This is a genomic window from Sphaerotilus hippei (assembly GCF_003201595.1).
Classification (GTDB): Bacteria; Pseudomonadota; Gammaproteobacteria; order Burkholderiales; family Burkholderiaceae_C; genus Sphaerotilus; species Sphaerotilus hippei.
Map to the genome: position 1 here is coordinate 239,273 of NZ_QJJS01000005.1, position 13,026 is coordinate 252,298.

The window sequence follows — 13,026 nt, forward strand, 5'->3', positions numbered from 1 at the left end:
GATCTGTCCCTAATTAAATTCTGCTGCTGATCGTTTGGTTTCTATTCGAGTCTGACCCCATTTTATTCTGCTTGAGGGTCAGTGAGCGCTGCTGTAAATTCGCGCAGTTTTCTATCCCGTCATTCGTAGGAGTGCGCCATGACTCAGGCTGCCTCGGGACCCGCGTCCCAACAAGAGATCCACGCCCTCGCCGCTGGCGGGTTGTATGACCCGGCCAACGAGCACGACGCCTGCGGCGTCGGCTTCGTGGCGCACATCAAGGGCCAGAAGGCACATTCCATCGTCGAGCAGGGTCTGAAGATCCTCGAGAACCTCGACCACCGGGGCGCCGTCGGCGCCGACGCGCTGATGGGCGACGGTGCGGGCATCCTGATCCAGATCCCGGACGACTTCTTCCGCGCCGAGATGGCCAAGCAGGGCATCGCCCTGCCGCCGCTGGGCGAGTACGGCGTGGGCATGATCTTCCTGCCCAAGGAACACGCCTCGCGCCTGGCCTGCGAGCAGGAGCTCGAGCGGGCGGTCAAGGCCGAAGGCCAGGTGCTGCTGGGCTGGCGCGACGTGCCGGTGGATGCCGACATGCCGATGTCACCCACGGTGCGCAAGACCGAGCCGGTGATCCGCCAGATCTTCATCGGCCGGGGCGCCGACGTGATCGTGCCCGACGCGCTCGAGCGCAAGCTCTACGTGATCCGCAAGACCGCCTCGGCCGCGATCCAGGCGCTCAAGCTGACGCACAGCCGCGAGTACTACGTGCCCAGCATGAGCTGCCGCACGATCATCTACAAGGGCCTGCTGCTGGCCGACCAGGTGGGCAAGTACTACCTGGACCTGCAGGATCCGGCCTGCACCTCGGCGCTGGCGCTGGTGCACCAGCGCTTCTCGACCAACACCTTCCCCGAGTGGCCGCTGGCCCACCCGTACCGGATGGTGGCGCACAACGGCGAGATCAACACCGTCAAGGGCAACTTCAACTGGATGCGCGCCCGCGAAGGCGTGATGAAGTCGCCGGTGCTGGGTGACGACCTGAAGAAGCTCTACCCGATCAGCTTCGAGGGCCAGAGCGACACCGCCACCTTCGACAACGCGCTCGAGCTGCTGACGATGAGCGGCTACTCGCTGGCCCACGCCGCGATGATGATGATCCCGGAAGCCTGGGAGCAGCACACGACGATGGACGAGCGCCGCCGCGCGTTCTATGAATACCACGCCGCGATGATCGAGCCGTGGGACGGCCCGGCCGCGATGGTCTTCACCGACGGCAAGCAGATCGGCGCGACGCTGGACCGCAACGGCCTGCGCCCGGCCCGCTACATCGTCACCGACGACGACCTGGTCGTGATGGCTTCGGAAACCGGCGTGCTGCCGATGATTCCGGAGAACAAGATCATCAAGAAGTGGCGCCTGCAGCCGGGCAAGATGTTCCTGATCGACTTCGAGCAGGGCCGCATCGTCGACGACGAGGAGCTGAAGAACCAGTTCGCCTCGGCCAAGCCCTACCGCCAGTGGATCGAGAACGTGCGCATCAAGCTCGACCAGATCCCGGCGGAGCTGGCTGCCGCAGTGTCGGGCGAGTCGCTGCTCGATCGCCAGCAGGCCTTCGGCTACACCCAGGAAGACATCAAGTTCCTGATGGCACCGATGGCGGCCAACGGCGAGGAAGGCATCGGCTCGATGGGCAACGACAGCCCGCTGGCCGTGCTGAGCGACAAGAACAAGCCGCTCTACAACTACTTCAAGCAGCTGTTCGCCCAGGTCACGAACCCGCCGATCGACCCGATCCGCGAAGCCATCGTGATGTCGCTCAACAGCTTCATCGGCCCGAAGCCCAACCTGCTGGACATCAACGCGGTCAACCCGCCGATGCGCCTCGAGGTGGCCCAGCCGGTGCTCGATTTCGCCGACATGGCGCGCCTGCGCGGCATCGAGCGCCACACCGGTGGCAAGTTCAAGTCGCATGAGCTGAACATCACCTACCCGCTGGCCTGGGGCCATCAGGGCGTGGAAGCCAAGCTCGCGTCGCTGTGCGCCGAGGCGGTCGATGCGCTCAAGGGTGGCCACAACATCCTGATCATCACCGACCGCTACATGGACCGCGGCAACGTGGCCATCCCGGCGCTGCTGGCGCTGTCGGCCATCCACCACCACCTGGTGCGCGAGGGCCTGCGCACGACCGCCGGTCTGGTGGTCGAGACCGGTTCGGCCCGCGAGGTGCACCACTTCGCGGTGCTGGCCGGCTACGGCGCCGAGGCCGTGCACCCCTACCTGGCGATGGAGACCCTGGTCGAGATGCACCAGTCGCTGCCGGGCAAGCTGTCGGCCGACAAGGCGATCTACAACTACGTCAAGGCGATCGGCAAGGGCCTGTCGAAGATCATGTCCAAGATGGGCGTGTCGACCTACATGTCCTACTGCGGCTCGCAGCTGTTCGAGGCCATCGGCCTGAACCGCGACCTGATCGCCAAGTACTTTCGCGGCACCCCGACGCAGGTCGAGGGCATCGGCGTGTTCGAGGTGGCCGAGGAGTCGATCCGCAACCACCGCGCCGCCTTCGGCGACGATCCGGTGCTGGCCTCGATGCTGGAGACCGGCGGCGAGTACGCCTGGCGCGCCCGTGGCGAGGAGCACATGTGGACGCCCGACGCGATCGCCAAGCTGCAGCACAGCACCCGCTCGGGCAAGTTCGACACCTACAAGGAATACGCCCAGCTCATCAACGACCAGAGCAAGCGCCACCTGACGCTGCGCGGCCTGTTCGAGTTCAAGCTCGACCCGAGCAAGGCGATCCCGCTGGAGGAGGTCGAATCGGCCGCCGACATCGTCAAGCGCTTCGCCACCGGCGCGATGTCGCTGGGCTCGATCTCGACCGAAGCCCACTCGACGCTGGCGCTGGCGATGAACCGCATCGGCGGCAAGTCCAACACCGGTGAAGGGGGCGAGGATCCGGCGCGTTATCGCAACGAGCTCAAGGGCATCCAGATCGTCGACGGCACCAAGGTGTCGGACGTGGTCGGCAGCAAGGTGATCGAAGCCGACTACACGATGAAGGACGGCGACAGCCTGCGCTCGCGCATCAAGCAGGTCGCGTCGGGCCGTTTTGGCGTGACCACCGAATACCTGGTGTCGGCCGACCAGATCCAGATCAAGATGGCCCAGGGCGCCAAGCCGGGCGAGGGCGGCCAGCTGCCGGGCGGCAAGGTGTCCGAGTACATCGGCCGGCTGCGCCACTCGGTGCCGGGCGTGGGCCTGATCTCGCCCCCGCCGCACCACGACATCTACTCGATCGAGGATCTGGCCCAGCTGATCCACGACCTGAAGAACGTCAATCCGGCCTCGTCCATCAGCGTCAAGCTGGTGTCCGAGGTGGGCGTGGGCACCATCGCCGCGGGCGTGACCAAGTGCAAGGCCGACCACATCGTGATCGCCGGCCACGACGGCGGCACGGGCGCCTCGCCCTGGTCGTCGATCAAGCACTGCGGCACGCCGTGGGAACTCGGCCTGGCCGAGACCCAGCAGACCCTGGTGCTCAACCGCCTGCGCGGCCGCGTGCGCGTGCAGGCCGACGGCCAGATGAAGACCGGCCGTGACGTCGTCATCGGCGCGCTGCTGGGTGCCGACGAATTCGGCTTCGCCACCGCGCCGCTGGTGGTCGAGGGCTGCATCATGATGCGCAAGTGCCACCTGAACACCTGCCCGGTGGGCGTGGCCACGCAGGATCCGGTGCTGCGCAAGAAGTTCACCGGCAAGCCCGAGCACGTCGTCAACTACTTCTTCTTCGTCGCCGAGGAAGCGCGCCAGATCATGGCGCAGCTGGGCATCCGCAGGTTCGACGACCTGGTCGGTCGTGCCGACCTGCTCGACACCCGCAAGGCCATCAGCCACTGGAAGGCCAAGGGCCTGGACTTCAGCCGCGTGTTCTTCCAGCCGTCGGTGCCGGCGGACGTGCCGCGCATGCACGTCTCCGAGCAGGACCACGGCCTGGGCAAGGCGCTGGACAACAAGCTCATCGAGAAGGCCCGCGCCGCGATCGAGAAGGGCGAGAAGGTCCAGTTCATGGAGGACGTGCGCAACGTCAACCGCTCGGTCGGCGCGATGCTGTCGGGCGAGCTGATCAAGCACCATCCGGACGGGCTGGCCGACGAGTCGATCTTCGTGCAGATGGAAGGCACGGGCGGCCAGAGCTTCGGCGCCTTCCTGGCCAACGGCATCACCTTCTACCTGATCGGTGAAGCCAACGACTACACCGGCAAGGGCCTGTCGGGCGGCCGCATCGTGGTGCGTCCGTCGATCGAGTTCCGCGGCGATGCGTCGAAGAACATCATCGTCGGCAACACGGTGCTGATCGGCGCGACCAGCGGCGAGGCCTTCTTCCGCGGCGTGGCGGGCGAGCGTTTTGCCGTGCGCCTGTCGGGCGCGACGGCGGTCGTCGAAGGCACGGGTGACCATGGCTGCGAATACATGACCGGCGGCACCGCCGTCGTGCTGGGTCGCACCGGCCGCAACTTCGCGGCCGGCATGTCCGGTGGCGTCGCCTATGTCTACGACGAGGACGGCGCCTTCGCCAGCCGCTGCAACACCGCCCAGGTCGCCCTGGACAAGGTGCTGACCGCGGCCGAGCAGGAGCAGACCATGGACCTGGCGATCTGGCACAAGGGCCAGACCGACGAGGCGCTGCTGAAGAAGCTGGTCGAGGACCACCACCGCTGGACCGGCTCGCTGCGGGCCCGCGACATCCTCGACAACTGGAGCGAGGCTCGCGCCCGGTTCGTCAAGGTGTTCCCGCACGAGTACAAGCGTGCGCTGGGCGAGATCAACGCCACCAAGGCTGCCGACGAGACCATCGCCCGGGCCAAGGGTGACGTGAAGGGCGACGGCAAGGCGGCTCAGGCCGTCGCGGCCAAGTAATTGTGGAGCCCCGGCCGCAGCCGCGACACGCGCTGCGGCCGTCCTGACAGAACTATCGCGAGAGTGGACGCATCATGGGTAAGGTCACTGGTTTCATGGAATTCGAGCGCCTCGAGGAGGGCTACGAGCCCGTCGAGAAGCGCCTGAAGAACTACAAGGAATTTGTCATCGGCCTGAAGGCCGACGACACGAAGGTGCAGGCGGCGCGCTGCATGGACTGCGGCACGCCGTTCTGCAACAACGGCTGCCCGGTCAACAACATCATCCCGGACTTCAACGACCTGGTCTTCCAGGGCGACTGGAAGAACGCGATCACGGTGCTGCACAGCACCAACAACTTCCCCGAGTTCACCGGCCGCATCTGCCCGGCGCCGTGCGAGGCAGCCTGCACGCTGAACGTGAACGACGACGCCGTGGGCATCAAGTCCATCGAGCACGCGATCATCGACCGCGCCTGGGACGAAGGCTGGGTCGTGCCGCAGCTGCCCAAGGTCCGCACGGGCAAGAAGATCGCCATCGTCGGCTCCGGCCCGGCCGGTCTGGCCGCAGCCCAGCAGCTGGCCCGTGCCGGCCACGACGTGACGCTGTTCGAGAAGAACGACCGTCCGGGCGGCCTGCTGCGCTACGGCATCCCCGACTTCAAGATGGAGAAGTCGCACATCGACCGCCGGGTCAAGCAGATGGAAGCCGAAGGCGTGGTGTTCCGCACCAACACGCTGGTGGGCGAGATGCCCAAGGGCTCCAAGGTCACCAACTGGGCCAAGGACACCGTCACGCCCGAGTCGCTGAAGGCCGAGTTCGACGCGGTGCTGCTGACCGGCGGGGCCGAGCAGAGCCGCGACCTGCCGGTGCCGGGCCGTGACCTGGCCGGGGTGCATTTCGCGATGGAATTCCTGCCGATGCAGAACCGCATCAACCACGGCGGGAAGATCAAGGACCAGATCCGTGCCGACGGCAAGCACGTCATCGTCATCGGCGGTGGTGACACCGGCAGCGACTGCGTGGGCACGTCCAACCGCCACGGCGCGGTCAGCGTCACGCAGTTCGAGGTCATGCCGCGTCCGCCGGAAGAAGAGAACCGCCCGATGACCTGGCCGTACTGGCCGCTGAAGCTGCGCACCTCGTCCAGCCACGAAGAAGGCTGCGTGCGCGAGTTCGCCGTCTCGACCAAGGAATTCGTCGGCGACAAGGGCAAGGTCACCGGCCTGAAGACCGTGAACGTCGAGTTCAAGGACGGCAAGCTGGTCGAGATCCCCGGCTCCGAGAAGGAATACAAGGCCGATCTGGTGCTGCTGGCGATGGGCTTCGTCAGTCCGGTGGCCACCATCCTGGAGGCCTTCGGGGTCAGCAAGGACGCCCGCGGCAACGCCAAGGCGACGACCGACCTCGACGGCGGCTACAAGACCAACGTCGACAAGGTCTTCGCGGCCGGCGACATCCGCCGCGGCCAGTCGCTGGTGGTCTGGGCGATCCGTGAAGGCCGTCAGGCCGCCCGCGCGGTCGACGAGTTCCTGATGGGGGCGACGACGCTGCCGCGTTGATCGCCGGGCCGGTGCGTCCGCCTTGCGGCGAGACGCGTCACCGCCATGCCGAGGGCCGCCATCCAGGCGGCCCTTTTCATTTGTTCATGCCCGGCGCTGCAAGGCCTCATCCGCGGGGGCCACACTGGTGTCAGTGCTTTCCCCTATCATGCCGGCCATGGCACCGGACCGGTGCCGCTCCTCTTGCCCACCGACCGCCTCGTGTCCTCCTTGCCGCCGCCCCTTTCCGCGCCCGATCCCGCCGCTCTCGTCGAGCTGCGCGGGGTGACCTGTGGCTACGGTGACCGGATCGTCCTGCGGGACGTGAACCTGTCCGTGCCGCGAGGCGCCGTCGTCGGCCTGATGGGCACGTCCGGCGGGGGCAAGACCACGGTGCTGCGCCTCATCGGCCGGCAGCTCGACGTGCAGTCGGGATCGGTGTCGTTCGACGGGGTCGACGTGGCCACGCTCGAGCGCCAGGCGCTGATGGCCATGCGCCGTCGCATGGGCATGCTGTTCCAGTTCGGCGCGCTGTTCACCGACCTGTCGGTCTTCGACAACGTCGCCTTCCCGCTGCGCGAGCACACGGGCCTGCCCGAGGCGATGGTGCGTGACCTGGTGCTGATGAAGCTCAACGCGGTCGGCCTGCGGGGCGCGCGTGACCTGATGCCCAGCCAGATCTCGGGGGGCATGAGCCGCCGGGTCGCGCTGGCGCGCGCGATCGCGCTCGATCCGGAACTGATCATGTACGACGAACCCTTCGCCGGCCTGGACCCGATCTCCATGGGCATCTCGGCCCGGCTGATCCGCGATCTCAACGATGCGCTGGGGGTCACGAGCATCGTGGTCTCCCACGACGTCGACGAGACCTTCCTGATCGCCGATCACATCATCTTCATCGCCAACGGCGGCGTGGCCGCCCAGGGCACGCCGGCCGAGCTGCGGGCTTCCGACGATCCGCTGGTGCGCCAGTTCGTCAGCGCCGCCCCCGACGGCCCGGTGCGTTTCCACTATCCGGCCGTGCCGCTGGCCCAGGACCTGGGCCTCGGGGGGCGGGCATGAACCTGCATCCTGAAGCCGTCGGGCGGGGCGTGCGGGAGTGGCTCGGTGCCGTCGGCCACGCGACCCGCCTGCTGCTGCGGCTGATCACCCTGCTGCCCGCGGCCCTGCGCCGTCCGCGCCTGGTGGTCGAGCAGGTGCACTTCCTCGGCAACCTGTCGCTGGCCATCATCTCGGTGTCGGGCCTGTTCGTCGGGTTCGTGCTCGGCCTGCAGGGCTACTACACGCTGCAGCGCTACGGCTCGTCCGAGGCGCTGGGGCTGCTGGTGGCGCTGTCGCTGGTGCGCGAGCTCGGCCCGGTCGTCACGGCCCTGCTGTTCGCCGGGCGGGCGGGCACGGCCCTGACGGCCGAGATCGGCCTGATGAAATCCGGCGAGCAGCTCGCCGCGATGGAGATGATGGCGGTCGACCCGGTGCAGCGCGTGCTGGCGCCCCGCTTCATCGGCGGGCTGATCGCCTTGCCCCTGCTGTCGGCGGTGTTCAGCGCGGTCGGCATCATCGGGGGCTGGCTGGTGGGCGTGGTGCTCATCGGCGTGGATCCGGGGGCGTTCTGGTCGCAGATGCAGAACGGGGTCGAGGTGTTCGCCGACGTGGGCAACGGGGTGATCAAGAGCGTGGTGTTCGCGCTGACCGTCACCTTCGTGGCGCTGCTGCAGGGCTACCTCTGCCAGCCCACGCCCGAAGGCGTGGCCCATGCGACCACACGCACCGTGGTGATGGCGTCGCTGGCGGTGCTGGGGCTCGACTTCGTGCTCACGGCACTGATGTTTTCGATTTGAAGAACAGGGTAGGACATGCAGAAGTCCCGTCATGATGTGTGGGTCGGTCTCTTCGTGATGATCGGTGCGGCAGCCTTGCTTTTCCTGGCCCTGAAGGCGGGCAACCTGCTGTCGGTGTCGTTCGAGCCGACCTACCGGGTGGTGGCCAGCTTCGACAACATCGGCGGCCTGAAGCCGCGTGCGGCGGTCAAGAGCGCCGGGGTCGTCGTGGGGCGCGTGGCCACCATCGGCCTGGACGACAAGACCTATCAGGCCCAGGTGGTCATCGACATGGAGCAGCGTTTCGTGTTCCCGAAGGACTCGTCGGCCAAGATCCTCACCGCCGGCCTGCTGGGCGAGCAGTACATCGGCCTGGAGCCGGGCGCCGAGGCGAAGAACCTGGCCAACGGCGACCGCATCACCCAGACCCAGTCGGCGGTGGTGCTCGAGACGTTGATCAGCCAGTTCCTCTACAACAAGGCCGCTGACGCCAGCGATGCGCCGGCGAGTGCCGAGGCCCTGAAATGACGCGTCGCCTGCTCTCCTGGCTGGTCGTGGCCTGGCTGTCGCTGGCGGGTGCCGGCTGCGCCACGGTCGACAACCCCGATCCGTTCGAGAAGGTCAACCGGGGCGTGTTCGCGTTCAACGAGGCGGCCGACGAGGCGGTGATCCGTCCGGTGGCCACGGTCTACCGCGACGTGCTGCCGATGTTCGTGCGCACCGGCTTCAGCAACTTCTTCGGCAATGTGCGTGACGCCTGGTCATCGGTGAACCTGTTCCTGCAGGGGCGTTTCGCCGAGGGCTTCTCCGACATGATGCGCTTCGGCAGCAACACCGTGTTCGGCATGCTGGGGGTCGTCGACGTGGCCACCGAACTGGGTTTCGAGCGCCACGGCGAGGATTTCGGCCTGACGCTGGGCCGCTGGGGCGTGCCTTCGGGGGCCTACATCGTCTGGCCGATCTTCGGCCCCTCGACGGTGCGTGACTCGGTCGGCCTGCCGGTCGACCAGCTCGCCGCGCCGCAGGCCTTCATCAGCCCGTCGGCGGCCCAGTACACGCTGACCGCCACCCAGCTGATCAGCACGCGGGCCTCGCTGCTGCAGGCGACCAACCTGCTCGACGACATCGCGCTCGACAAGTACACCTTCGTGCGCGACGCCTACCTGCAGCGGCGGCGCAGCCGCATCTTCTCCGACGAGAGCGAGCAGTGATCCTCGCCGGACGGACGGCGCCCGGGCCCGTGGCTGTCGTCCTGGCGTCCGGATGATCCGTTACGGGAATCGGTGCCGTTTCCGGCGCCACAGAAAGGAAAGCATGTTGAAGATGATGAGGACGGTCGCGATGGCGGCCGGTCTGGCACTGGCATCCTCGCTGGTGCTGGCCCAGGTGGCTCCGGATGCGCTGGTCAAGCAGGTGTCCTCCGAGGTGGTGGATTCGGTCAAGGCCGACAAGACCATCCAGGCCGGGGATGTCAAGAAGATCATCGCCCTGGTGGACGCGAAGATCCTGCCGCACGTGAACTTCCAGCGCATGACCTCGTCGGCGGTCGGCCGCTACTGGCGCCAGGCGACGCCCGAGCAGCAGGGTCGCCTCCAGGACGAGTTCAAGACCCTGCTGGTGCGCACCTACGCCGGCGCGCTCACGCAGGTCAAGGACCAGACCATCGAGTTCCGCCCGCTGCGCTCGCGGCCCGAGGACACCGAGGTCATCGTGCGCTCCGAGGTCAAGGGCAAGGGCGATCCGATCCAGCTCGACTACCGCCTCGAGAAGGCCGGTGACGCGTGGAAGATCTACGACGTCAACGTGATGGGGGTCTGGCTGGTGGAGAACTACCGCTCCAGCTTCGCGCAGGAGATCGCCAGCTCGGGCATCGAAGGCCTGATCACCAAGCTGGCCGCGAAGAACAAGTCCGCCGCCAGCAAGGTCTGAGCGATGGCGCTGCAACTGCCGCAACGGCTGACCCACGATCAGGCCAGGGCCTGCAGCGCCGCACTGATCGCTCAGATGACCGCGCAGGGCACGAAGGCGACGGTGCTCGACGCGTCGGCGCTGCAGGTCTTCGACTCGTCAGCGCTGGCGGTGATCCTGAGCCTGCGCCGTGCGGCAGGGGCCGCGGGCGGCTCCCTGCTGCTGCAGGGCCTGCCGGTGCGGCTGCAGTCGCTGGCCCGGCTCTATGGCATCGACACGCTGATCGAGGATCCGGCCGCATCCGGCGCGGCCTGAGGCGCTGGCTCAGCTGGTGGGCACGTCGCGCTTGAGGCGCAGGTTGCGCTTGATCTCCTGCAGCACGGTGCGCAGCTCGGGGCCGAGCTTGAGCGCCACGCCGGTGGTCAGGATGTCGATCACCGTCAGGTGCAGCAGCCGGCTGACCATCGGGCTGTAGCGGTCGTAGTCTTCCGGATGGTCGACCGCCAGCATGATCTGCGCATGCTGCGACAGCGGGCATCCGCTGGTCGACATCACGATGATGGTCGCGCCTTTCTTGCGCGCGATCTCGGCGGTGTCGATCAGGTCCCGGCTGCGGCCGGAGTTCGAGATCAGCACCGCGCAGTCGTCGGGGCCGAGCATGGTCGCGGCCATCACCTGCACATGGGCGTCGCTGTAGGCGACGGCATTGATGCCCAGCCGGAAGAACTTGTGCTGCGCGTCCTGCGCCACGATGCCGGAGTTGCCCACGCCGTAGAACTCGAGCCGGCCACCCCGCTGGATCGTGGTCGTCAGCGCCTCGATCGCGCGGCCCACCGCGTGCGCGGCCGCGTCGTTGCGGTACTTCAGCAGCGCGCTGACCGCGTTGTCGATCACCTTGACGATCAGGTCGCCAGGCTTGTCGTCCTCGTCGACGGCGCGGTGCACGAAGGGCACCCCTTCATTGACGGTGCCGGCGAGCTTGAGCTTGAAGTCGGCCAGGCCGTCGTAGCCCACGCTGCGGCAGAAGCGCACCACCGTGGGCTTGCTGACGTGGGCCCGTTCGGCCAGTTCGGCCACCGGCAGGCCGGCGAAGCTGCGGGCATCCACCAGCACCAGGCGCGCCACCCGCTGCTCGGCCGGCGACAGCGCCGGCAACGAGGCGCGGATGCGGTCGAGCATCGAGGGCAGGTTGGCGGGGTGGCTGCCGTATCCGGTCACTGTTCTTCGCTCCACGCATGGCTGTCACGGGCGACCAGCGCGCTGGCGGCCGCCGGCCCCCAGCTGCCGGCGGCATAGCCGCGCGGGCCTTCGCCGCCGTTCTCGCGCGAGCGCTGCCAGCTGTCGAGGATGGGCTCGACCCAGCGCCAGGCCTGCTCCTGCTCGTCGCTGCGCACGAACAGGTTCAGGCGCCCGGCGATCGCGTCCAGCAGCAGGCGCTCGTAGGCACCGACCCGATCGGTCTGGAACACCTTGTCGAAGTCGAGGTCCAGCGACACCGGCGCCAGCGCGTCATTGGTGCCGCTGCCCTTGGCCGCCAGCAGGTGCAGCTCCAGCCCGTCTTCCGGCTGCAGCTTGATCACCAGCTTGTTGGCCCGGTGCGCGCCCGGGAAGATCGGGTGCGGCACCTGGCGGAAATTCACCACGATCTGCGCATCACGCGCCGACAGGCGCTTGCCGGTGCGCAGGTAGAAGGGCACGCCCGCCCAGCGCCAGTTCTGCACCTCGGTGCGCAGCGCGACGAAGGTCTCCGTGTGGCTGTCGGCCGGCACCTTGAGCTCGTCGAGGTAACCCGGCACGGCCTGGCCGGCGACGTTGCCGCCGCGGTACTGGCCACGGATGACGTCGCGCACCACGGTCTCGGGCGTGAAGGGCTTGAGCGACTTCAGCACCTTGAGCTTCTCGTCGCGGATCGCGTCGGCGTCGCCGGTCGACGGCGGCTCCATCGCGATCATCGTCAGCAGCTGCAGCGCATGGTTCTGGATCATGTCGCGCAGCGCGCCGGTGCGGTCGTAGAAGTCGCCGCGCGTGCCCACGCCCAGCGATTCGGCCAGCGTGATCTGGATGTTGGCGATGCTCTCGCGGCGCCACAGCGGCTCGAACAGCGCGTTGCCGAAGCGCAGCGCCATCAGGTTCTGCACCGAGGGCTTGCCGAGGTAGTGGTCGATGCGGAAGGCCTGGCGCTCCGAGTACACCGAACGCACCACCCGGTTGATCTCCTGCGCGCTCGCCAGGTCGTGGCCCAGCGGCTTCTCCAGCACGACCCGGATCTGCGGCGTGTTCAGCCCGGCCGCGCCCAGCTTCTCGCAGATCACGGGGAACAGGTGCGGGCTGGTGGCCAGGTAGAGCACCACCGTGTCGGCGCCCCGTTCGTCGATCCACGACTTCAGGCCGGCGTAGTCCTCGTCACGGGACAGGTCCATGCGGCGGTAGTGCAGCAGCTCGGCAAAACGGGCGAACTCGTCGTCGCTCGGGCGCTTGGAGCTCTCGACGTCGACGAAACGTTCCTTGATGAAGGCGCGGTAGCTTTCATCGCTGCGGTCGTCGCGGGCCACCGCCAGGATGCGTCCGCCCGGGGGCAGCTTGCCGTGGCGGAAGGCCTGGAACAGGGCGGGCATCAGCTTTCGCCACGTCAGGTCGCCGGTGCCGCCAAAAAAAACCAGATCGAAGGACATCGTGTCGCCTTTCACGGGTGTCGTGCCAGGCCGCACCCGATGTAACTAAGTTTCACGACAGATGATGCATGAGTTTCTTCGGACGGTCAACGCAGGATTCTCCGGGCGGCTGGAGGGTGTGGATCATGTCCGCCGATCCCCGCGAACACGTAACCCGTTTGAACGCCTGACCAGCGCCCGACGGGTTCTAATGTCGGGTGTTGTCAT

At 67.5% G+C, this 13,026-nt stretch carries 10 protein-coding genes; 8 read left to right on the plus strand and 2 right to left on the minus strand.

What is annotated here, in order from left to right; genetic code table 11:
- Nucleotides 1–138 precede the first annotated feature (138 nt).
- The 8 genes from C7444_RS07785 to C7444_RS07820 all read left to right on the plus strand — a co-directional run bounded on the left by C7444_RS07785 (nucleotide 139) and on the right by C7444_RS07820 (nucleotide 10,462).
- Complete coding sequence (locus tag C7444_RS07785) at nucleotides 139–4,902, plus strand: glutamate synthase-related protein (RefSeq protein WP_110400273.1); 4,764 nt, start codon at nucleotides 139–141, stop codon at nucleotides 4,900–4,902.
- Nucleotides 4,903–4,976: 74 nt separating this feature from the next.
- Nucleotides 4,977–6,443 (plus strand): glutamate synthase subunit beta, encoded by a 1,467-nt coding sequence (locus tag C7444_RS07790; RefSeq protein ID WP_110400274.1) that lies wholly within the window; start codon nucleotides 4,977–4,979, stop codon nucleotides 6,441–6,443.
- A gap of 201 nt (nucleotides 6,444–6,644) precedes the next feature.
- Nucleotides 6,645–7,484, plus strand: a complete 840-nt coding sequence (locus C7444_RS07795; RefSeq protein ID WP_245909448.1) for an ABC transporter ATP-binding protein — start codon at nucleotides 6,645–6,647, stop codon at nucleotides 7,482–7,484.
- The gene (gene mlaE, locus C7444_RS07800; protein ID WP_110400275.1) at nucleotides 7,481–8,260 is read left to right on the plus strand and encodes a lipid asymmetry maintenance ABC transporter permease subunit MlaE; all 780 of its coding nucleotides are present in this window, start codon (nucleotides 7,481–7,483) and stop codon (nucleotides 8,258–8,260) included. The genes C7444_RS07795 and mlaE overlap by 4 nt, the downstream gene beginning before the upstream one ends.
- 15 nt (nucleotides 8,261–8,275) lie before the next feature.
- Nucleotides 8,276–8,767 carry an outer membrane lipid asymmetry maintenance protein MlaD gene (gene mlaD, locus C7444_RS07805; RefSeq protein WP_110400276.1) on the plus strand — a complete coding sequence of 164 codons (492 nt, stop codon included), beginning with the start codon at nucleotides 8,276–8,278 and terminating at the stop codon, nucleotides 8,765–8,767.
- Nucleotides 8,764–9,450, plus strand: a complete 687-nt coding sequence (locus C7444_RS07810; protein ID WP_110400277.1) for an MlaA family lipoprotein — start codon at nucleotides 8,764–8,766, stop codon at nucleotides 9,448–9,450. The genes mlaD and C7444_RS07810 overlap by 4 nt, the downstream gene beginning before the upstream one ends.
- 112 nt (nucleotides 9,451–9,562) lie before the next feature.
- Nucleotides 9,563–10,168: an MlaC/ttg2D family ABC transporter substrate-binding protein gene (locus C7444_RS07815; protein WP_375136917.1), complete on the plus strand. Its 606-nt coding sequence runs from the start codon at nucleotides 9,563–9,565 to the stop codon at nucleotides 10,166–10,168.
- A 3-nt stretch (nucleotides 10,169–10,171) separates the two neighbouring features.
- Entirely contained in the window at nucleotides 10,172–10,462 is a 291-nt protein-coding gene (locus tag C7444_RS07820; protein ID WP_110400279.1) for an STAS domain-containing protein, read from the plus strand.
- Nucleotides 10,463–10,471: 9 nt separating this feature from the next.
- Here C7444_RS07820 and C7444_RS07825 read toward each other — a convergent pair whose 3' ends face one another.
- Both C7444_RS07825 and zwf read right to left on the minus strand, forming a co-directional pair.
- Entirely contained in the window at nucleotides 10,472–11,326 is an 855-nt protein-coding gene (locus tag C7444_RS07825) for a MurR/RpiR family transcriptional regulator (protein WP_110400316.1), read from the minus strand.
- 35 nt (nucleotides 11,327–11,361) lie between these two features.
- The gene (gene zwf / locus C7444_RS07830) at nucleotides 11,362–12,819 is read right to left on the minus strand and encodes a glucose-6-phosphate dehydrogenase (protein ID WP_110400317.1); all 1,458 of its coding nucleotides are present in this window, start codon (nucleotides 12,817–12,819) and stop codon (nucleotides 11,362–11,364) included.
- Nucleotides 12,820–13,026 lie beyond the last annotated feature (207 nt).